22 protein-coding genes are annotated in these 19849 nt (G+C 56.7%); all 22 read right to left on the bottom strand.

What is annotated here, in order from left to right; all coding sequences use genetic code 11:
• Positions 1 to 43 precede the first annotated feature (43 nt).
• Positions 44 to 1609 (bottom strand): amino acid permease, encoded by a 1566-nt coding sequence (locus D7Z26_RS11860; protein WP_120977140.1) that lies wholly within the window; start codon positions 1607 to 1609, stop codon positions 44 to 46.
• A gap of 59 nt (positions 1610 to 1668) precedes the next feature.
• Entirely contained in the window at positions 1669 to 1797 is a 129-nt protein-coding gene (locus tag D7Z26_RS27930; protein ID WP_267900998.1) for a hypothetical protein, read from the bottom strand.
• Between the two features lie 36 nt (positions 1798 to 1833).
• Positions 1834 to 2697 (bottom strand): ethanolamine ammonia-lyase subunit EutC, encoded by an 864-nt coding sequence (eutC, locus tag D7Z26_RS11855; protein ID WP_120977138.1) that lies wholly within the window; start codon positions 2695 to 2697, stop codon positions 1834 to 1836.
• A 25-nt stretch (positions 2698 to 2722) separates the two neighbouring features.
• On the bottom strand, positions 2723 to 4084 hold the full coding sequence (locus D7Z26_RS11850) for an ethanolamine ammonia-lyase subunit EutB (protein ID WP_120977136.1): 1362 nt from the start codon (positions 4082 to 4084) through the stop codon (positions 2723 to 2725).
• Positions 4085 to 4091: 7 nt separating this feature from the next.
• Positions 4092 to 5585, bottom strand: a complete 1494-nt coding sequence (locus D7Z26_RS11845) for an ethanolamine ammonia-lyase reactivating factor EutA (protein ID WP_325050451.1) — start codon at positions 5583 to 5585, stop codon at positions 4092 to 4094.
• A gap of 4 nt (positions 5586 to 5589) precedes the next feature.
• Positions 5590 to 6189, bottom strand: a complete 600-nt coding sequence (locus tag D7Z26_RS11840; protein WP_120977134.1) for an ANTAR domain-containing response regulator — start codon at positions 6187 to 6189, stop codon at positions 5590 to 5592.
• 6 nt (positions 6190 to 6195) lie between these two features.
• Positions 6196 to 7653 (bottom strand): sensor histidine kinase, encoded by a 1458-nt coding sequence (locus tag D7Z26_RS11835; protein WP_120977132.1) that lies wholly within the window; start codon positions 7651 to 7653, stop codon positions 6196 to 6198.
• A gap of 90 nt (positions 7654 to 7743) precedes the next feature.
• A complete protein-coding gene (locus D7Z26_RS11830) occupies positions 7744 to 8193 on the bottom strand; it encodes a EutP/PduV family microcompartment system protein (RefSeq protein ID WP_120977130.1) in 450 nt (149 codons plus the stop codon).
• Between the two features lie 3 nt (positions 8194 to 8196).
• Positions 8197 to 8541 (bottom strand): BMC domain-containing protein, encoded by a 345-nt coding sequence (locus tag D7Z26_RS11825; RefSeq protein ID WP_120977128.1) that lies wholly within the window; start codon positions 8539 to 8541, stop codon positions 8197 to 8199.
• Entirely contained in the window at positions 8514 to 8834 is a 321-nt protein-coding gene (locus D7Z26_RS11820) for a EutN/CcmL family microcompartment protein (RefSeq protein ID WP_120977126.1), read from the bottom strand. Before D7Z26_RS11820 ends, D7Z26_RS11825 begins: the two co-directional genes overlap by 28 nt.
• Before the next feature lies 1 nt (position 8835).
• The gene (locus tag D7Z26_RS11815) at positions 8836 to 9726 is read right to left on the bottom strand and encodes a hypothetical protein (RefSeq protein WP_120977124.1); all 891 of its coding nucleotides are present in this window, start codon (positions 9724 to 9726) and stop codon (positions 8836 to 8838) included.
• 2 nt (positions 9727 to 9728) lie between these two features.
• Positions 9729 to 10508, bottom strand: coding sequence for a phosphate propanoyltransferase (gene pduL / locus D7Z26_RS11810; RefSeq protein WP_120977122.1), 780 nt, complete (start codon positions 10506 to 10508; stop codon positions 9729 to 9731).
• Positions 10509 to 10516: 8 nt separating this feature from the next.
• Entirely contained in the window at positions 10517 to 10804 is a 288-nt protein-coding gene (eutM, locus tag D7Z26_RS11805; RefSeq protein ID WP_120977120.1) for an ethanolamine utilization microcompartment protein EutM, read from the bottom strand.
• 13 nt (positions 10805 to 10817) lie between these two features.
• Positions 10818 to 12317: an acetaldehyde dehydrogenase (acetylating) gene (locus D7Z26_RS11800; protein WP_120977118.1), complete on the bottom strand. Its 1500-nt coding sequence runs from the start codon at positions 12315 to 12317 to the stop codon at positions 10818 to 10820.
• Positions 12314 to 12835: a BMC domain-containing protein gene (locus D7Z26_RS28000; protein ID WP_120977116.1), complete on the bottom strand. Its 522-nt coding sequence runs from the start codon at positions 12833 to 12835 to the stop codon at positions 12314 to 12316. The genes D7Z26_RS11800 and D7Z26_RS28000 overlap by 4 nt, the downstream gene beginning before the upstream one ends.
• 14 nt (positions 12836 to 12849) lie before the next feature.
• Positions 12850 to 13500 carry an ethanolamine utilization microcompartment protein EutL gene (gene eutL, locus D7Z26_RS11790; RefSeq protein WP_120977114.1) on the bottom strand — a complete coding sequence of 217 codons (651 nt, stop codon included), beginning with the start codon at positions 13498 to 13500 and terminating at the stop codon, positions 12850 to 12852.
• A 451-nt stretch (positions 13501 to 13951) separates the two neighbouring features.
• Positions 13952 to 15280 carry an LLM class flavin-dependent oxidoreductase gene (locus D7Z26_RS11785; RefSeq protein ID WP_120977112.1) on the bottom strand — a complete coding sequence of 443 codons (1329 nt, stop codon included), beginning with the start codon at positions 15278 to 15280 and terminating at the stop codon, positions 13952 to 13954.
• Positions 15281 to 15314: 34 nt separating this feature from the next.
• On the bottom strand, positions 15315 to 15848 hold the full coding sequence (locus tag D7Z26_RS11780; RefSeq protein ID WP_120977110.1) for a GNAT family N-acetyltransferase: 534 nt from the start codon (positions 15846 to 15848) through the stop codon (positions 15315 to 15317).
• Positions 15849 to 15886: 38 nt separating this feature from the next.
• Positions 15887 to 16381, bottom strand: coding sequence for a DinB family protein (locus D7Z26_RS11775; protein ID WP_120977108.1), 495 nt, complete (start codon positions 16379 to 16381; stop codon positions 15887 to 15889).
• Between the two features lie 19 nt (positions 16382 to 16400).
• Positions 16401 to 17555 carry an N-methyl-L-tryptophan oxidase gene (solA, locus tag D7Z26_RS11770; RefSeq protein WP_456064394.1) on the bottom strand — a complete coding sequence of 385 codons (1155 nt, stop codon included), beginning with the start codon at positions 17553 to 17555 and terminating at the stop codon, positions 16401 to 16403.
• 12 nt (positions 17556 to 17567) lie between these two features.
• The gene (locus tag D7Z26_RS11765; RefSeq protein ID WP_120977104.1) at positions 17568 to 18773 is read right to left on the bottom strand and encodes an amidohydrolase; all 1206 of its coding nucleotides are present in this window, start codon (positions 18771 to 18773) and stop codon (positions 17568 to 17570) included.
• 46 nt (positions 18774 to 18819) lie between these two features.
• A complete protein-coding gene (locus D7Z26_RS11760) occupies positions 18820 to 19830 on the bottom strand; it encodes an LLM class flavin-dependent oxidoreductase (protein ID WP_120977102.1) in 1011 nt (336 codons plus the stop codon).
• Positions 19831 to 19849 lie beyond the last annotated feature (19 nt).

Raw genomic sequence — 19849 nt, 5'->3', positions numbered from 1 at the left:
CTCGCTTGCGCGAGTGCGATGAGCTGTTTCCGGATCCTACCGTTTACCCTTTGTGCGAAATGCCCGTTCCACCGCCGGATGAGCCGCCTTCCAACTCCCTCTCCTTGCGAAGGATCTCGGCCATCGACGTATTCAGCGCCGCTTGCGGTCCCGGGAAATGTTTCCGGTAATAGAGGAGGTCCATCGCGACCAGCAAGACGATCATTCCCGCCAGGGCGTATCCCGCCATCTCGTTCGGCGGAATGACCATGATTACCGAAATGAATATGATCCACACGATCGCGAGAGAGCCGAGTAGATCGCTGTATTTGCCCAAGTGCCAAGGACCAAGATGCTTGCTCTGGAATTTCCCTTGCGCCTTCGCGATCATTTTCAGCGCGATCGGGATGCCGTACGCGACATACAAACCGACCACGCTAACCGCCGTCATGAATGCGATGGTCGTATGCGTAGTGCCCGGATTCGATTTCTTGATGATGTAATCCACGAGCGCGAGCAGGAACGAGAGAATGACCGCCAGCCAGATCGCTTTCGCCGGTGTGCGGAACTTCTTCGAAATTTCCGCCCATTGCTTGCTGAGCGGCATTCCTTTATCGCGGGAAAAAGCATACATCATTCGCGAGAAGGAAGTGATCGAAGACAAGCCGCAGAACCACATCGCCGCTACGACTAGCCATAACATGACCCTGCCGAAGTCTCCGCCGAGCGCTTCCCGGATGACATAGATGAAGGCGTTATCCGAACCCGCCGCGGCTCCCGCGTCTTTAATGGACAGCGTGACGAACGCGAGCATGATAAACCCGAACACGAACGAATAAGCAACCGACGTGAAAATTCCCCAAGGAGCACGCACGCGCGGATTCACCGTTTCCTCGATCGTATGGGCGGACGCGTCGAAGCCCGTGAACGTCCACTGCGCCTGCAATAAACCGATCAGGAACGCGAACATGTACGGCTTATCGGAGAACGTCTGCCCGACGTGGAACAAATAATCTACGCTGTTCAAGCTACCCTTGGAGAAGAAAGCGAGAGATGCGACCAGCACGGCGACGACCCCGATATGGTACCACGCGGAGAAGTCGTTAAACTTGGCGACGATGCGGATCCCAATATGGTTTAGAATGCCGTGCGTGAGCAGTATGACTCCGAAGCAGATTAGAATCGTCGTTTCCGTGGACGTATATCCGAATACGTCGGAGAGCAACGGATCGGCGAACAACGAGACGGAGTAATCGATACCCGCGACGATCCCGATCTGGCCGATCAGATTGATCCACGCGGTATACCAGCCCCAACGCTTGTTCTTCAGGATGGAAGCCCAGTGATAGAGAGCTCCCGCAGTCGGAATCGCCGAAGCGAGCTCTGCCATTGAAGCGGCTACGATCATGACGAACAAAGCCACGAGCGGCCAACCGAAGCCCATCATGCCAGGTCCGCCGTAAGTCAATCCATGGCCGTACAAGGAAACCGCTCCGGTAAGAATCGAAATAATGGAGAACGAAATCGCGAAGTTGGAAAAACCGCCCATGCTGCGTAGGAGCTCCTGCGCGTAACCGAACTTATTCAAGTCCTGTTTGTCTTTTTCATGGTGATGGGTTTGAGTGCTCATCCCTTTACCCTCCTCGGTATTTTCACGACGGATCAGTTCATGCGTCTTTGCACCGGGCGTTACTTCCCGATGAAGCTTTCGTGTTTGCTTTCGTCGAAATTGCGAACGTTATTGCCCGCAAGACGAACGATCCACAGAGCGAACAAGCACGTGACCAAGATCAAAGCGATGCCGAAACCTAGCTCCATCTTCCCCACCTCCTCCATACCGACTGTCTTCTCGCGCTACATCTCCAGATTTATACCGCTTGTTTTCTGCTCTAGCATTTTATGTACAAGAGTACCGATGTAGGCGCCCGCTTCCACCGGAGGAGTACCTCCGGAATGGATGTTGGAGATGACCGTGCGGTCGCTTTCCACCGTTCCTTTGCGCGGCCGGTAGCAAATATAGGCGCTCATCGATTTCGAAGAGACGAGGCCCGGTCTTTCTCCGATCAACAGCACGAACGCGTCCGGTTGCAGCAATTCCCCGATCTGATCCATGACCGCGACTCTTCCGCCTCGGACGAAGAACGAAGTCCCCGCCCGAAGTCCGTAGGCATCAAGCGAGTCCAGCAACGCTGGATACACGTCCGCCAAGTTCGCGTCGATTGCATTGGCGCTTAATCCGTCGGAGACGACGATCTGTACTTGAGGCTGCGGTTTGCACGATTGGCGAATCATCGAGACTCCCGCTTCGGTGACGATTCTTCCCATGTCCGGTCGCTTCAAGTAATTTTCCGTATTTTCGTAGCGCGTCTCCACCGCGAACAAGCCGAAGCGCTCGAGCAAAGCAGCATTCGCTTCCCCGTAGATCGAATCGATCGCCGCCGCATGATCCCTGCGGAACTTCAACATTTCCTTCGTGAGCGGCCTCGTCCCCGTACGCCACACGCCGATGCGGGCAGGCGTGCTTTCTACGAGCTCGGTCAGTCCTTCCGCCCATCTGGGCAGGGGAACTTTAATCGTAGGAATCTCCGTCTCCCCGTCGATTGGCGTCATCGGCTCCATCCTCTCGGCCATGGGGGGCGGTAGCGTGTCCGCCAGCTTTTTCTCGAGCTCCGCCATGACGCGGTCGACGAATTGCTCCAATTGAAACGATGAGTTCATTCCCGTTCTCCTCCTTGCCGCGCTTTCAAAGGAATAGCGTCGGATCGCCAGCCTGCGAAGTCAGTTTCCCGTTCTCCATGATGCCCATGCGGTTTAACCAACGTTCGAACTCGGGAGCCGGGCGAAGACGCATCGTCTCTCGCAACGTCGCGATGTCATGGTAACTGGTAGACTGGTAATTCAGCATGCAATCGTCGGCCATCGGAGCGCCGATGATGTAATTCACCCCCGCGGCGGCTAGCAGCACGGCGAGATTGTCCATATCGTTCTGGTCGGCTTTCATATGGTTCGTGTAACAAACGTCCACTCCCATCGGAAGCTGCTGCAGCTTGCCCATGAAATGGTCCTCCAAACCGGCCCGGATGACCTGCTTGCTATCGTACAAATATTCCGGACCGATGAAACCGACGACCGTGTTAACGATAAAAGGCTTATACTTCCGCGCAAGTCCGTAACAGCGAGCTTCGAGCGTCACTTGGTCGATCCCGTGATGCGCCTCCGCGGATAACTCTGAGCCCTGCCCCGTCTCGAAATACCACAGGTTCGGCCCCGTACCGGTACCTTCCCGGCGGACCAGCTCGTCGGCTTCGTCCAACATCGCTACGTCGATGCCGAACGCGCGGTTGCCGTCCTCCGTTCCCGCGAGACTCTGAAACACCATATCGGCGGGCGCGCCTTGACGGATTGCCTTCATCTGCGTCTTGATGTGGGCCAGCACGCAGTTCTGCGTAGGTATATTCCATTTTTCCATCCCTTCCTTCGTCGCGTTCAAGATGTTCTTGACGCTATCCGCCGAATCGATGACGGGATTGATCCCGATAACCGCATCGCCGATCCCGTAGCTGAGCGCTTCGTAGAGGGAAGCCATGATTCCGGGCACGCTGTCCGTCGGATGATTGGGTTGGGCCCTGCCGGACAACACCCCGCGTTGACCGATCGAAATGTTGCAATGCGTGACGACTTCGATCTTGCCCGCTGCCTGCACGAGATCGAGATTGCTCATCAGCTTCGCCGCCGCGGCCACCATCTCGCTCGTCAACCCCCTCGACAATCTCCGGATCCGATCGTTATCCGTATCCTGACGCAACAAATACTCTCTTAGCTCCGCGATCGACCAATTGCGAATTTCGCCGAATATTTTCTCGTTGACGGCTTCTTCGATCACGCGGGATACTTCGTCGGTTTCCGGGGGAAGCAACGGATTGTTGCGGAGATCGGCCAAAGTCAGATCGGACAGAATGAGCTTGGCCGCGATCCGTTCCTTGGCATCCTCCGCCGCAATACCCGCTAGCTGGTCGCCCGACTTTTCCTCGTTCGCCTTCGCGAGCACTTCCTTTAAGCTCTTGAACTGATAGGTTCTGCCCAGCACGGTCGTCGCCAGCTTCAACCTTCCTTCACCCTTTCCCGCTATCGAAAGCGAGCGTCTTCACCACGACGGGGATCATCATCCCCGAGATCGGCTCTCCCAAATCGATATAATCCCCATGCTCTACCCGAATCTGATCGATGCACAACACTCTCGTCCGTTCTCCGCACCGTCTCTGGAGCGCTTGACCGAAAGCCTGCGCCATGTCGCGTTCGCAGATGACCGCAAGTACTCCGCAATGAGGAAAATAACGCGAATATTGCTCATGAAGCCGTTCGGCGAGTAATTGCATGAAAGCATAACCCGGCGCTGATCGGCCGGTGTCGATCGCGATCGCGAAAGGAGGAGACGACTCCCGATCGTACAAAGCCGCTCCCGTCCGCATCGTATCCGCCAATAATTCCGTAAGCCTGGACGGCTGTTCCCTGAGCGCCTCCCCGATCTCCGTTTTCAAAACCGGCAAGTTGCGGATCGGGAGCAGCTTCGCGTCCATGAAAACGGTCGCGCCGCTGATTTCGGTGCTTTGCATTCCCGCTCCGATTACGGTCGCCCTTACTGTCTCTTCAGGCAGAGCAATACGAATCGTCGTGTAATTTTCCATGCAGGCTTTGAGCGAATGGGCGAGCAAGGGACCCATATCTTGATACAGCGCCGTTTCGGCAAGGGTCTCCGGCGATTTGCCGTTCATCAGTTCCCCGACTCCCCCGGATACGCGCCATTCCTCGATCGCCGGACTCGCGGCAAGCGGTTGACCGAGCCGAAGCAAGCGGGCTTCCTCGCCGGTTCCGTCTCCCGTCAAATCCTCGAGCATCGCTCGGCACAGCTTAAGGCTTATTTCGCGGAGCCGTCCGAATGGAATCGTCGCTCCGGTTTGTAAAGCATACCCGTTAGCCTCTAACCAAGGGCGGATGGACGGGGAAATGAAGAGCAAGGTACCTTGCCGGTCCAATTGAATCAATTTTCCGCCGATGCGATAGGTGACCGTGGCGACGGCTTTCCCCCGCCGGAAGATCGCGACGTTCGCCGTCCCCCCGCCGACGTCGATGTTCGCGACCGCGCCTTTCGTCCGAAGCGACCGCAGATCAGCCCCGGCTCCTTTCCCCGCGAGTATTCCCTCCAAGTCCGCCCCCGCGGTCGCGACGACGAAATCGCCGGCTTGTTCGGCAAGCAGATGAACGATTCGGCTAGCATTCCGCTTCGTCGCCGTTTCTCCGGTTATGATGACCGCTCCCGATTTCAAATCGGACTTGGCGACGCCGGACTTCTGAAGCTCTCCGGAAAGCAATCCCCATACACGCTCCGCGTCGATCTCGTCCGTTCCGATAAGCGGCGTATCATAGATCGGGCTCGCGTACAACAACTCGCGTTCGGCGATTTCGTAACGGGGCAAGCTTAGCGCTCCCGATGTTCGCGCCAGCTTTAACCGGCTGACGATCAATTTCGTCGTGCTCGTTCCGACATCGATTCCCGCGCTCGTAATCCACGAAGATTCCATTCCGTTAATACCGTTCATCCCATTCATTCGCTCAACCGTTTCCGGCTAATCCGGATAACCGTTCCGAGCGACCTTCGAGAATATGCTCCGCGACCTGTTGCAAAGAAAGGCGGCTCTTCATGCTGGCTCCTCGCATTTTCCGATACGCTCCTTCCTCGTCCAAAGCATAGGCCTTCATGACGATGCCTTTCGCTTTCTCTACCAACTTCCTGTCTTCGATCGATTGCTTGAGCTGGGATAAGGCTTCCTTCATCTCGTCCATGCGTTCCTTCTGGCTAAGCGCGATCTCGATCGCCGGGATCAAGTTTTCCTCCGTCACCGGCTTGAGGAGATACGCCGTCACGCCGGACTGGCGCGCTTCTTCGACCGTTTCCTTCTGGCTATAAGCAGTCAGCATGACGATCGCGGGCTCGTGAAACTTGCGGATCAATCGCGCGGCTTTAATCCCGTTCATTCGCGGCATCTTCACGTCCATGAGAATCAGATCCGGCTTGCGGCAGGCCGCAAGCTCGATGGCCTCTTGCCCGTTCCTGGCTTCTCCGATAACGGAATAGCCGTGCTCCTCCAGCATCTCACGTATGTCCATGCGGATGATCGGATCGTCATCCACGAGCGCGATCGTCGGTTTCATGATCGCTCAGCCTCCTTCATCTTCCGCTTCCGCCGGATAATAGGCGACGGGAAAAGCGATTCGAACGTTCGTGCCCCGTTCGTCGGATACGATGCTGATATGGCCGTCCAAGTTTTCTTCGATGAGCGTTTCCGCGATTTTCAAGCCGAGATGCGTCCCGCCGCCTTCGGGTTCGGCGCTGGCGTCGATACCGCAACCATTGTCCGTAACCTGAACGTCGATAACGAGTCCCGTGTTCCTTATCGAGATGACGATTTCCCCTTGCGAACGTTCCCCGAACGCATGCAAGACGCAGTTTTGGATCAATTCGTTTAACACGAGCGCAAGCGTCGTCGCTACGTCCGATCGCAGATGGAGCTCGTCCCCTGTCAGCCGCACCTTCACCGTTTGGTCGGGTTTCGCCGACGACGATAAGATCGTTCGCGAGATTCGGTCGACCACGTCGTTAAAATGAATCGTATCCAGCCCTTCGTAAGCCAGCATCTCGTGAATGACGGCGATGCTGTTGATCCGGTTAATGCTGTCGCGGTACACCCTGGCGACTTCGGCCAGCTTCGTTCTGCGCATCTGAAGCCTCAATAGACTGGAGACGGTTTGCAAATTATTTTTGACCCTATGGTGAATTTCTTTAATGACGGCGGATTTGATCATGAGCTGTTTCTCTTTATCCTTAAGCTCCGAGATGTCGCGGATGAGCAGGAGTCCTCCGACCTTTCTGCCCGCGCGATAGATGGCGACTGCTTTCAACTCGAACGCAAGCTTGCCGTTCTGCAGCTCCCGGCACAGGAATCCCGTCGGCTCGAATACGTTTCGCCACTGCTCGCGGTCGAAGAACAAGCGCGTAATCTCGTCGCCGATCGCAATGCCAGGCTTGCCCATCTCATGAAGCAGCGTTCTTGCCCGGGGATTTACGTACGTCAATCGTTCTTTGTCGTCGAAAAGGATGATCCCCTCATGCATAAGGGATTGAACTCTACCTTCGGACATGGCCATCGCGAGCAAAGTTTCGCTAAGTTGCTCGGTCGTTTCCACCAATCGCTCCACGTTGCGTTCCTGCTCCACCTTCTCTGAAATGTCCTGTTCCATAATGAGCGCGCCGATGATCTTGCCCTGCCGGTTCGCGATCGGAGACACGTTCTGTTGCATCGCGATTTGCTCTTGGGAAATGCCGCGGGAACCGACGACGGCTTCGCCCGAGATCAGACTGAACATCACGGCGGGTTCGTTGCGGGCGTAAGCATGCTGACCGATGACGGAAGTTCGGTACAGAGATGGAGCAGTAGCGGGTTGCGCCTGCGCGACAACAAGGGCCGAACCTTTGTCCGGCAAAGGACAATCGATGAACACGTCCGCTTGGGACACATCCGCGATCAATTGCAAGTGACGCGCCAGAGCCTCGATCGTTTCCGCATCCTGCGCGCTAAGCAAGGTGTGCTCAAGACAAAGTTCCTTAATCGTTCCCATCGGCATCCCCCACCGTTATGAATTTGCTATGGATATGTCTATTGTGGCATAGGAGCGTGAGGTACGTTGTCGGATTCGGCTGTCGTTTCTTTACTTATTTTGCGGGCGGGCGAATTGCTCGAGCAGCGCACGAAGTCGTTCTATGCCGATGGAGGAGTGCGCGGAAGTCAGCGCGATCTCGCCTTGCGGCAATGCTTGTCTAAGCAGCGCGACCGCGCGGTCCGCGTTCGCTGAAGGATGATCCGTCTTGGTCACCGCGCCGATCGCGGGAATCGGGAACCCTCCGGCGAAACCTGGAGGGAAACCGTTTCTGTCGCGCGTGGCGTCCTGAACGAGCAAAACGGCAGATGCTTGGTGGGATGTGGCCATAAGCGAACGGTAGAAAAGCGGATTTTCCATATATTCGCCGGGCGTATCGATTAACCCGTCGTAGTAGATTAAGCTCTGCGTCTTCGCCACTTGTCCGGGCGAATCCGCTAACGCCTTGATTAGCGACGATTTGCCGGAGCCGACCGCCCCGATGAGCATGATTCTGCCCATCGGCTAAGACCTCGTGAGCGCCGCGATCGAGAACTGCAGCTTCTCTCTCAGAAACGTATTGACCGCCGCTAGCGCCATCTCAACGGCGGATACTTCGCCGGTTATGACGAGCGACCCCGTGAAGCGATCCAAATAACCGATGCCGACGTCGGCCGCTTTCGTGGCGACGTCCGCCGCGATAATCGCCGTTTCCGTCGGCGTCAACGTAAGGATGCCGATCGCGTTGCGCTCGTCGATTCCGAGCTTCGTATACAGTATCGGGTCCGGGTTCGCGATGACGTGGCATAAGGTCAATTGCTTGCCCGGAACGTACTCTTGGATTACCCGCTGCTTCTGCTGCTCTTCCAAGCCGTTTCCTCCTCGTCCGGTTTCTCCGGCATCACGTCGAAGCTGTCCACGATGCCGACGATCATCGCGTCGATCGGCACCATTCTGCCGCCGAACAAGATTCTCGCCGGACTGCCCCGGGATACGATCACCTTCTCTCCGACGCCCGCTCCGATGCGGTCCGCGGCGATGACGTGCTGCCCGGCGTCCGCGTTGCGGAAGTCGATCGGCTGAATGACCATGAGCTTCAGGTTATCCATCCCTTCCTCCTTCTGCGTTGCCCATACGCTGCCGATTACCCTGCCCAGGAACATGTCACACGCCTCCTTCGTCGGCGTAACGGATCGTTATACCGCGATCCTTCAGCATATCTCTCGCGAGAGGAGAAACGATCGTCTTCTTGGAAACGACCAGTTCGCCGAAAGTAGGGACAATGCCCTTGAGCTTGTCGCTCACCCATTGAGCGCTGACGAGTTTGCCTTCGAACGCGAGGCGCGACGGATCGTTATCGGCATCGGATCGAACTGGATTGTCCGTTTCCGTCTGTGGATGCGGCTCTGCCATAGCGACTGTTTCTACCATCTCCGATCGCTTGCGGCTTGAGACAAGTCGTTCGACGACAAGCTCGGCCAGCCGTTTCTGCGGAGCCAATTCCACTCCGTACATACGCAGTTCCTGCTTGTAATAAGAAAACAAATGAACAAACGGTTGCGGCAGGGAGATCGTCTTTAACGTTCGGCGGTCGGACCGCTTCAATCCGGGACTGTCCTCGCCGACGAGCACGAACTTCCCTTGAACGAGCGAGGCGAATACGATCTCTGCCTTGATCGTTCCCTTCATTCCGAGAGCCACCCTCGCGGCGTTATCCAGATCGATTTCCGGAATGACGATTCCGTCGTAATCTCCCGGGACCTCAAGCGGAGCGGGAGCGAATTCGTCGGCGGCCAGAATCCGTCCGGCACCGCCGCACTCGAGCTTATGCATGCCAAGCCAGCCCGAGGTTTCTCCGTCCAAAAATAAAATGTCGTGGCATACCCCGTGATTGCGCAAATGGATAAAATGATCGGTGTAAGCCTCATGCGCCGTGCTGTCGCAAAAAATATAGAGAACTTTCGGTTTCGGCCGCTGCCTGTCGGCGTCCCGCTTCCAAACCTCGAACAGCTCGAGGACGACCGATTTTACGAGCGGCTTGATCTCATCGTCCATCTTCACCGCAGCCCTCCTTTGAACAAATCCGCGATACGCATGTTGATTCCGACCAGTCGAACCCTATCTCCCGTACGAAGCGCGGCCGCATTGGCTTCATCCGTATCGATATGAAAGTCGAGCGAGAACCGGGGGCTTATCCGGGCGACCGCATCCGCGAAAATAATCGGCCGGTCCCCGAGCGTCTGCAGAAGCAACCGATCTCCCGGCTGAACGGACAATTCCTGCGCTTCTTCGGGCGACAGATGGACATGGTTACGCGCCACGATCAAGCCTTCCTCAAGCGAAATCGTTCCGGCCGGCCCGGCGAGCACGATCCCCGGCGTACCCCGAATGTCGCCCGAAAGCCGAACCGCCGGGGATACCCCCAACCGATAACCATCCGTTTGCGAGATCTCCGCTTGAGAAGAACCGCGAGCCGGTCCCAGAATCCGTACGCTAGGTATCGCCCCTTTCGGTCCGATCAGCGTCACCGTTTCTTGCGCCGCGAATTGGCCCTTCTGGGACAATTCCCTAAGGGGCTTTAACTCGTATCCGGTTCCGAATAGCGCCTCGACGTGTTCCGGCGACAGATGAACGTGGCGATTCGACACGCCGACCGGAATAAGCGAGGTACGAGAGACCGGCACCCCGGGGGTACGACGAAGCCCGATTCGCCTATCCTTCAGGAAATCCGCTGCCGCGGGAGTTACCCGATCGCCCTCTGCTAGCGGAAAAGGATTCGGAAGTCCATGCCCTTTGCCTAACATCGCCCTCAGGCTCTTTTCCGTAATCAGCGCCATTACGCCGCTTATCCTTCAAGCTTCGGAAGAATCGACTCGATATCGGAGTGCGGCCTTGGTATGACGTGTACCGACACGAGCTCTCCGATCTTCTCCGCCGCTGCGGCTCCCGCATCTGTGGCGGCCTTGACCGCTCCGACGTCTCCGCGAACCATGACGGTTACGAGCCCTCCTCCGACGTGCACCTTCCCTATCAGCTTTACGTTTGCCGCCTTGACCATGGCGTCCGCAGCTTCGATCGAGCCCACCAAACCTTTCGTTTCGATCATCCCAAGCGCCGTCAATTCTCCTGCCATTTCCCATTCCTCCTTATTGTGGTTGCATTTCGGCCAATACTTGTTTCACGATCTTAGTAACTTCTTCCCTCGTAATGCCGCCTTTGCCATAAATGTCGCCTAACGTCGCGACTACCCTCTCTTCCGCCTTCTGAGCAAGAGGGGGTTGGTCATCCGGTTCGGGCATTTCCCGAATCCCGAAAGCTACCCGTTTCACGTTAAGAAGATGTTGAGGCCCGATGTTGTCCGACGTGATGTTGCTTCCGAACGAGCCGCAGCCTAGCGTCATCGAGGGGAATATCCCGGTCGTCGCGCCGATGCCGCCGAACGTCGTTCCGCTGTTCACGACGATCCGCGAAGCGGGCTTCTCCAAGCCGAACGCTTCGATGATCTCCAGATCCTCGCAATGAATGCCAAGCGTATGGCCCATTCCTCCTTGCTCCAAGAGCTCGATGCACAGTCGACAACCCTCTTGCCAATCTCGAACCGTGTAGAGCGCTAGAACGGGACACAGCTTCTCGTTGGAATACGGATGCTCCGGTCCGACTAGGGATTCCTCCGCAATGAGAACCCGTACGTGGTCCTGGATCTCGATACCCGCCAACTCCGCGATCGCGCGCGGAGATTTCCCGACGACCTTCGGGTTCATCCCTTTGCCGGCCATGAGAATCGCGCCGACTTTCTCGTTATCCCGTTCGTTCAGGAAATAGGCGCCCTGTCGCTCCAGTTCTCCCATAAGCTCTCGCTTAATCGGTTCGTCCACGACGAGCGCCTGCTCCGAAGCGCAGATCGTGCCGTTATCGAACGTCTTGCTTTGCACGATTCGCGCGACGGCTTGCCGCAGATCGGCGCTTCGGTGAATATACACAGGAACGTTGCCCGGTCCTACCCCGTACGCCGGCTTGCCCGAGCTGTATGCGGCTTTGACCATGGCCGTTCCGCCCGTGGCGAGAATAACGTCCGTCAGCTTGTGTCTCATCAGTTCCTGCGTTGCTTCCAAGGATGGCCGCGTCAAGCAGTGTATGAGGCCAAGCGGTGCACCCGCATGTTCGGCCGCGTCGCGCATCGCGTTCGCAGCTTCAAGGGAACAACGCAGAGCGGACGGATGCGGGCTAATGACGATGGCGTTGCGTGCCTTTAAGGCGATCATGCACTTAAATAGGACCGTAGACGTCGGATTCGTCGAAGGTATGATCGCGGCTACGACGCCCATCGGCTGCACGATTTCCCATACCCGCTTTTGCTCGTCTTTGCGGACGATGCCGACGGTCCGCATATTACGGATAGCTTGATAGACGTCATGGGCTACGAACAGGTTTTTCGCCTTCTTGTCCGCCGGAACGCCGAAGCCCGTCTCCTCCACCGCCAGAGTCCCCAACCTCTCGGCTTCCTTTTCCGCGGTTATGGCCATTCGGGACACGATCTCGTCGATCTGCGATTGCGTCATTTTCTCCAGCAGCTTCTGTGCTTGCTTCGCTTCCTTCAACGCGTTTCTCGCTTCCTGGATGCCCTGCAAATCTCCGTCCAGCATCATTCCACCACGCCGCCCCTTTCCTCGTTATCCCGTTCGGTCAGGAGCTTAAGCAAGAGAGCTTTTTTCGCGGTCCCGATCTCTTTCGCCGATAAAGGAAAATCGGGTATTTGCCGCGCGAGAACGCGAAGCTGCGATACCGTTCGCTTGCCCAGCTCTGCCAATTCAGGTTCATTAGGGCCGTTCTCAAGTGTGATCTGGATCTTCTCTTCGAAAGAGTTATCCGTTGTCGGCTTGGGAAGCTTGGACCGTACCATGGCATACACGGAAGCATCCGGCCGGGCGATGACGTGGGTTGCCAACAATATGCCGACTTTCTTGGCCGCCTCCGCTCCGGCTTCAACCGCCGTCTTCACCGAAGACACGTCGCCAAGAACGTAAATCGTCACGATGCCGGCATCCGCCTTCTCGTAAGCGGTCACTTGTACGTCGGCCGTCTTCGCCGCCGCGTCCGCGGCAGCGAATAATGCGGGAATTCCTCGCGTCTCGATCATTCCTAATGCTTTCGTCGGGTCGGCCATTTCTTGTCACCGCCTCATTTCTTCGGATAAAGAGCCACATCGGACACCGCTTGGGCGAAAGCTTCCGCCGCCGCACTGCAAGCCGATTGACTGCCCGTCAGCAGCCCGCCGCCGAAATTCGTCTCCGTAGGCGGACCGTAAAATTGGCACAACCGCACGTCCGCCGCTTTCAGCGCGGCATCCAGCCCGAACACGGCTTCGAGCGGCGGCGCTATCAAATAAGCGAGTGGTTCGCCTTCGGGAATACCCGCCACATGGGACAAATAAGATCCCGTTCGCGAAATCACGTGAGCATAATACGCATGCGATTGCTCTTCGTTCAACGCGTAGAAGCATGCGCCGCTTTCCATCAGCCCGAGAGCCGCGTCCAACCCGCTTCTTACTTCCGCCGGCGTCTCCCCTCCGATAATGCCGATGAACTCTCCGGACAGAGGGCCCGAAGCATGTCCTGAGCCCGCATAGAATGAACGGGCATATACGACCTCTACCGCCGCCTTTTTCGTCGCTTCGTCCACCGCCGTATAACCCACGTCATCTACGGTCGACGTGAATAAGCCTAAGCTGCGGATATGCGGTCGAAGCTTTAGCTGAATCGCCAGTCCCGCGTCCACGTTCGGAATGATCCTCACGGCTAACGGAACTCCCCTGATCGGTTGACGGTTCACTCCCTTCACCTCTTCGCTTCTCGGAATCGATCGTCTGTCGCGGCACGACAAAAAGGTGCCCAGGCTCAAGAACGATACTCGTTCTCTATCCTAGGCACCATTGCCTACCCTGCTATTCTTTTTGGGGCTTGATTACTTATAAGTCTAATGCAAGCCCCTTTGGAGATCAAGAAGATTCATTCCCCAGAAAACGATAGAAAACGGCACGTTTCGCGCTCACCCTCCACTCCCCGCACTCATTTAGCTTGACTAACTCCAACTACAGCGCTCATCCTCCACTCCCCGCACTCATTTAGCTTGACTAACTCCAACTACGGCGCCCACCTTCCACTCTCCGCACTCATTTAATTTGACCAACTCCAACTACAGCGCTCAATATTAATTTCCTTTCAATACAAAAAGTCCCCGTTCCAACGCAATTAGCGTTGAAACGGGGACTTGGCAAATGAATTTAGTTATTAACCTTGGCGACCGTATAACGGTTCTCCGGAATCGGCAGCTCAAGGTTGCCGCGAAGCGTATCGGACTCGTATTCGGTGCGGTAGATGCCCCGCTCTTGCAGCAACGGAACGACGCGTTCGACGAAGTCGCTCAGAGCGTCCGGAGTCGAGGCGTAAATGATGAAGCCGTCGGCGGCTTCCTCCTCGTGCCAACGCTGAAGCAGGTTGGCGACTTTCTCCGCCGTCCCGATGAATTCGCTGCGCGGCGTCGCCGAGCGGATCGCCACCTCGCGAAGCGTCAGCCCCTGCTCGCGGGCGATCTGTTTGATCTTGTCCGTTCCGCTGCGGAAGCTGTTCGTGCCCAAGTCCCCGAGCTCAGGGAACGGCTCGTCGAGCGGGTACTGCGAGAAATCATGATGCTCGAAAAACCGTCCCAAATATTCCAAAGCTTTGTCGATCGTCACCAAATTCGCGTACTCCAAATATTTGCGCTCCGCATCTTCCTCCGTCTCCCCGATGATCGGCCCGATGCCCGGGAAGATCGCGATGTCGTCGCGAGAACGTCCCAATGCGACCGCGCGATCCTTCACATCCTTATAAAAAGCTTTCGCCTCTTCGATGTTCTCGTGACCGGTGAACACGGCATCCGCGCTCTTCGCCGCCAATTTCCTGCCGCTCTCGGACGAGCCCGCTTGGAAGATTACCGGATGCCCTTGCTTGGAACGCGCGATATTGAGCGGTCCTTGCACGGAGAAATACTCTCCCTTATGATCCAGCCGGTGCATCTTGGACGGATCGAAGAACACGCCGCTTTCCTTGTTCCGCTCGAACGCGTCGTCTTCCCACGAATCCCATAACCCGCGGGACACTTCCAAAAATTCCTCCGCGATCTTGTAGCGTTCGTCATGCGTCGGATGCTCCGGCTTACCGTAGTTTTTCGCGGAGCCTTCGAGTGGAGAAGTTACGACATTCCAACCCGCGCGGCCTCCGCTTATGTGATCGAGCGAACCGAACTGGCGAGACACGGTGAACGGCTCGCTATACGAAGTCGACAACGTGCCGACGAGACCAATGTTGCTCGTGACCGCGGCGAGCGCCGACAAAATCGTGATCGGCTCGAACCGGTTCAGAAAGTGGGGAATCGACTTCTCGTTAATATACAAGCCGTCGGCGATGAAGACGAGATCGAACTTGCCCGCCTCCGCGACCCGGGCTTGCTTCTTGTAAAATTCGAAGTTCACGCTGGCATCGACGGGAACTTCCGGATGCCGCCATGCCGACACGTTGCCGCCAACCCCGTGGATGATCGTTCCGAGCTTCAATTTTTTGCTTCTAGCCATTCGAATTCCTCCTTTAGGATGAACGCTTGATTGGTTAAGAGTGCAATAACGCCGTTCCCCTTAAATGCAGCCGGTAGCTCTTCACCAAGATGTCCCCGTTCTGGAACTCCTTGTCGTAAGCCCGTTCGAAGCCAAGCCGTTCGTAGAGTCGGACCGCCGAATCCATCATGTCCGAAGTGTGAAGATGAAGCGTGTCGGCCCCGCCTTCCAACGCCAATCTGGCGCTGGCGCGAATCAATTCCGTCGCAATGCCGAGTCCGCGAGCTTGGGTCGATACTCCGAGCAAACGAATTATCGGGTTATGAATTTCCAACTGCGGAGCGCCGTATGCCGTCTCGGAGGAGTCATATAGAAACACGCTTCCGACGATATCCCCATCCACCTCGGCGACTAGCCGATCTCTCGTCGTAGGGGCGTCGATTGCATGGAGAAAACTTTCCTTGTATTGCACCCAACGCTCCGAGGAGAGCGTATTCTCGTATTGCCCGTAAGCATCCAGCAACACCCGTATGATCGCTTCCCTATCGCTGTCCGCGGCCTGGCGTATGATGACTTTCCGATCCGTCATATCCTCCACCTGCTTTCGCTCTCGTTTTGTTTCGATCTTTATTCCGTTAGGCCGACATGCTTAGTCTCAGCTTTCTTAATGCGATCGATTTGCCCCAGATGATGATGAACGTGCGAGATGAACCCCTTAATGATCGTGGCCAGAGTTACCGTCTCGCCTTTGAAATTCACGCCCGTTTTGTTCCAATCCTCGGCGGTTAACCTGCGGAACGTCAAGCTATTGTAAATGAGCAAGCTGCGGAAAATACCCAGGACGTCCGAAGCGTTTCCTTCGTTCGCCTTCTGGCCGGCTACCCAAGAATCTTGGCCGAACGCGGGCAGACGAACTTCCGAGCCGGACAAAATCTCGCGCAAGCGGAATGAGACGACGATGTTATGGTCCGCCAGATGCGTTAGTACCTCCGTTACGCTCCATTGCTTCTCCGAAGGCTTCCATCGGAGTTGGTCTTCGGACAATCCTTCTATCGCTTGATGCAGCTGTTCGTAAGTATGCAAATACGAGTCGATATCGACCGGAGCTTCATGTTGGCTCATTGGATTGCCTCCTTCTTAATTAAAGCGAATTTGTTGATTTCGTTGGGGAGAACCGCGATAGCGAAAATAAATCAATGTCGCGCCCCCAACTTCCCAGCTCGATCCGGTCCGCCAACAGTTCTCCGACGGCGCTTGCGAACTTGAAGCCGTGCCCGGAAAATCCGCCGGCGAGTAGCACGTTCGGATGTTCGGGATGGGCGTCGATCAGGAAGTCCTCATCGGGCGTGATCTCGTATTTACACGCGACCCCGCGTATGAGTTCTCCGGCGGCGCCCGGCAAGAACGCCTCTAGCGCCGCTCGCAAATCCGCCTCGTCGTCGGGATAAGCCCCGAAAGGCTCAAGCGGTTCCCCCGGTTGCCAGGGAACGCCTCCGTCGTGCCGGCCGATCTTGACCCCTGCGCCGCCGATGCTGGGAAAACCGTAATAGCCCCCGCTAGCGTCGCCGTACGTAAATCCGGGAAAAGACCCGGCATCGAAAGAATCGTTTTCCGGCCGGAACCATCCGACAACCTTGCGTACCGCCCTAACCGGGACGTCGATCAAGGAAGCGAACGACCGATACCATGCACCCGCGGTAAGTACGACTTGGTCCGCGATGTATGACTCTTCTCCCGTTGTGACTGTCACGAAAGCTTTTTCCGGCCGGATGCCGGTGACAAATGTATTCGTAAGCAAACGGGCTCCCGCTTCCACGGCTAATTTCCGATAAGCGGTTATGCATTTCTCGCTGTACAAATATCCGGCATCCGGTTCGAACATCGCCCGATAATGGTCGGGAACGACAACTCCTGGCCAACGTTCCCGGATATCGCGAGCGGTCAGGTCTTCGATTCTCACGCCGTAGTTCGCGGCATCCGGGAATCGTCCTTCGTACGAGTAAACGTTCGGATCCGCGATATTAAGCACGCCCGATCGCTCCAACAGCTTTTCTCCCGTTGCGGCTTCAAGTTCGCGCCAACGTTCGTCAGCCCTTAGCGCGAGCTTCACGTACGTCGGACCGCCGCTGTAAGCGTGCCGGATCAACCGAGGCTCGCCGTGGTGGCTACCCATCGCATGCGGCGGATCGAAAGCGTCGATCAAAAGGGTTTTTAAGCCGCGTCGCGCTAATTCGTATCCGGCGCTCATTCCCATCGATCCCGCGCCTACGACGATGACATCGTATTGTTGCCGCATCGTCATTTCCTCCTATTGGCTTCCCGTGCTCAAGATCGCGTCCGAACTCGAATCATCCGGGTGCGAACCGTAAAGTTGCTCTAAGGCATCGACCGCCAGCGCGGAGAAAAACTCTGCAGCAATCGGCAGCGACCGCTCGTCAACGTCGAATGCGGGATGATGCCATTCCTGCGGCCCCGACGTACCCAAGAAGAAAAAGATGCCCGGGGTTTCCCTCAGGTAGAAAGCGAAATCTTCTCCCGCCGGGGAAGGCTTCGGCTCTACGATCGTCAAGCCGAGCGCGGCGGCCGTCTTGGCCGACCTTTCGGCCCATTTCGGATCGTTGACGACGGCGGGAGGTCCGACCAACCATTTGATCTTCGTCTCGGTTCCGAGTGCCGTCCCGACGCCGGTCACGATCTGTTCGAAACGTTCGCGCACCTTTAAGCGCACTTTCTCATCGAACGTTCTTAATGTCCCGTCGAATACGGCTTTCTCGGCGATAACGTTCCATGCCGTTCCGCTATTCAGCCTCGTAACGCTGATGACCGCGCTCTCCAAAGCGCTGACGTTGCGGCTGACGATCGACTGAAGCGCGGTAATGATATGGGCCGAAGCCACGATCGGATCGATACCGGCTTCGGGCACGGCAGCGTGAGTTCCGCGGCCTTCAACCTCTACGACGAAGCCGTCCGCCGCGGCCATGATAGGCCCGGATTTGATGCCGATCGTACCGACGGGCAAATCCGGCTTGTTATGCAAGCCGAATATCGCTTCGACGTCTTCCAAGGCGCCGCTCGCGATGACCTGCGAAGCGCCTTTAGCCTTCTCTTCCGCTGGCTGGAACAGGAATCTCACCGTACCCGGAAGCTCGTGCTCGCGTTGCTTAAGCAGTAACGCCGCTCCTAGCGCGGCCGCGGTATGGAAATCGTGGCCGCAAGCATGCATCTTGCCCTGAATTCGCGAAGCGAACGGAAGTCCCGTCTCCTCCTGAATCGGGAGCGCGTCGATATCCGCGCGGATGGCGATAACCGGCCCTCCGCGCGTTCCTCCGACCTCGGCCACGACGCCGGTCGCGAGCGGGTATTGCTCGGCGATTCGGATTCCCGCTTCGCCGAGCCAGCCCCGGATTGCCGCCGTCGTCTCGAATTCCTCGTGGGAAAGCTCCGGATTCTCGTGCAATCGCCGCCTGATCTCAATCAGCTTTCGTTCGAGCCGCTTCGCCGTTAAATCGCCCATTTTCGCTCCTCCTTCTCTATTTGTGGATCGCTCGTAACTTATCTCGTTATACCGTTTGTTCCTCGAAAGCTTCTTTTAACAATTGGAACGATCTTACCCGTTTCGCGAAATCCGGGATGATCGTCGTAAAGATCAGTTCGTCGGCGTCGTACAAGTCTCTTAACTCAAGCAATCTCTTGCGGACGGTTTCCTTCGTTCCCCGAGTAATATCCGCATCACGAACTTCCGCGGTATACGTCTCGCCGGCTTGCCTCGCGAACTCCTCCGCTTGTTCCAGCGAACCTACGTTAACCGTTTTGCCGCTGGCAAGCGTTACGCGAACGCTCTTGAAATGGCCTGCGATTTCGTTTGCTTCCTCCTCCGTATCGGAGGCAATGACGGATAGCGCCAGAATGGAAATCGGTTCCCGCCCCGTCTCGCGGTTGAAATGCTCTCGGTACGTATCGAACGCGGCCTTCGCCGCTTCCGGATCGTTGTTAATGAACAACGCGAACACGTAAGGATAACCTCTCTCGGCCGCTAAGCGAGCGCTCGAAAGACTCGTTCCGAGCAAATAGATTTCCGCAGGTTGCACCGGCAACGGATTCGCTTGCAAGCCCGCGAGCGGATGTTCTTCGTCCAGCTGACCATGTAGCAGCTTCTCGAGTTCGAGCAATTTATCGCCGAGCGTATCCGCTTCGCCGAGTCCCTTCTGCAGCGCCTTCGTCGAACGAGGAAGCCCGCCTGGCGCGCGACCGATACCCAAATCTACCCTTCCCGGGGCCAACGAAGCGAGCACGTTGAAGTTCTCCGCCACTTTGTAAGGGCTGTAATGCTGCAGCATAACGCCTCCGGAACCGATGCGGATCCGTTCCGTACGCGCGAGTAGATGGGAGATGAGCACTTCGGGGGAAGCTCCCGCCATCTGCGGCGAATCGTGGTGCTCCGATACCCAGAATCGGTCGAAGCCTAGAGATTCCGCGAGCTGCGCCAGCTTGATCGTATTGTTCAGCGCCTCGGAAGGCGTCTGGCCGGGAAAAACGATGCTTTGGTCCAATATACCGAATTTTAATGCCATCTATGATTCACTCCGTTCG

The organism is Cohnella endophytica (genome assembly GCF_003628305.1).
In the GTDB taxonomy this organism is placed as follows: Bacteria; Bacillota; Bacilli; order Paenibacillales; family Paenibacillaceae; genus Cohnella; species Cohnella endophytica.
The sequence above is the reverse complement of the archived record's forward strand: the minus strand, read 5'-3'. Positions and strand labels throughout refer to the sequence as shown.

Excerpts from the sequence above, each read along its gene's own strand:
- D7Z26_RS27930 (WP_267900998.1), bottom strand. The coding sequence starts at position 1,797 with ATGGAGCTAGGTTTCGGCATCGCTTTGATCTTGGTCACGTGCTTGTTC.
- D7Z26_RS11800 (WP_120977118.1), bottom strand. The coding sequence starts at position 12,317 with ATGATGCTGGACGGAGATTTGCAGGGCATCCAGGAAGCGAGAAACGCG.
- D7Z26_RS11830 (WP_120977130.1), bottom strand. The coding sequence starts at position 8,193 with ATGGGCAGAATCATGCTCATCGGGGCGGTCGGCTCCGGCAAATCGTCG.
- D7Z26_RS11845 (WP_325050451.1), bottom strand. The coding sequence starts at position 5,585 with ATGAATGGGATGAACGGTATTAACGGAATGGAATCTTCGTGGATTACG.
- D7Z26_RS11815 (WP_120977124.1), bottom strand. The coding sequence starts at position 9,726 with ATGGACGATGAGATCAAGCCGCTCGTAAAATCGGTCGTCCTCGAGCTG.
- D7Z26_RS11835 (WP_120977132.1), bottom strand. The coding sequence starts at position 7,653 with ATGGGAACGATTAAGGAACTTTGTCTTGAGCACACCTTGCTTAGCGCG.
- D7Z26_RS11860 (WP_120977140.1), bottom strand. The coding sequence starts at position 1,609 with ATGAGCACTCAAACCCATCACCATGAAAAAGACAAACAGGACTTGAAT.
- eutC (WP_120977138.1), bottom strand. The coding sequence starts at position 2,697 with ATGAACTCATCGTTTCAATTGGAGCAATTCGTCGACCGCGTCATGGCG.
- D7Z26_RS11780 (WP_120977110.1), bottom strand. The coding sequence starts at position 15,848 with ATGACGGATCGGAAAGTCATCATACGCCAGGCCGCGGACAGCGATAGG.
- eutM (WP_120977120.1), bottom strand. The coding sequence starts at position 10,804 with ATGGCAGGAGAATTGACGGCGCTTGGGATGATCGAAACGAAAGGTTTG.
- D7Z26_RS11765 (WP_120977104.1), bottom strand. The coding sequence starts at position 18,773 with ATGGGCGATTTAACGGCGAAGCGGCTCGAACGAAAGCTGATTGAGATC.
- D7Z26_RS11775 (WP_120977108.1), bottom strand. The coding sequence starts at position 16,381 with ATGAGCCAACATGAAGCTCCGGTCGATATCGACTCGTATTTGCATACT.
- solA (WP_456064394.1), bottom strand. The coding sequence starts at position 17,555 with ATGCGGCAACAATACGATGTCATCGTCGTAGGCGCGGGATCGATGGGA.
- D7Z26_RS11785 (WP_120977112.1), bottom strand. The coding sequence starts at position 15,280 with ATGGCTAGAAGCAAAAAATTGAAGCTCGGAACGATCATCCACGGGGTT.
- D7Z26_RS11820 (WP_120977126.1), bottom strand. The coding sequence starts at position 8,834 with ATGTTCCTGGGCAGGGTAATCGGCAGCGTATGGGCAACGCAGAAGGAG.
- D7Z26_RS11760 (WP_120977102.1), bottom strand. The coding sequence starts at position 19,830 with ATGGCATTAAAATTCGGTATATTGGACCAAAGCATCGTTTTTCCCGGC.
- pduL (WP_120977122.1), bottom strand. The coding sequence starts at position 10,508 with ATGGCGCTGATTACGGAAAAGAGCCTGAGGGCGATGTTAGGCAAAGGG.
- D7Z26_RS28000 (WP_120977116.1), bottom strand. The coding sequence starts at position 12,835 with ATGGCCGACCCGACGAAAGCATTAGGAATGATCGAGACGCGAGGAATT.
- D7Z26_RS11840 (WP_120977134.1), bottom strand. The coding sequence starts at position 6,189 with ATGAAACCGACGATCGCGCTCGTGGATGACGATCCGATCATCCGCATG.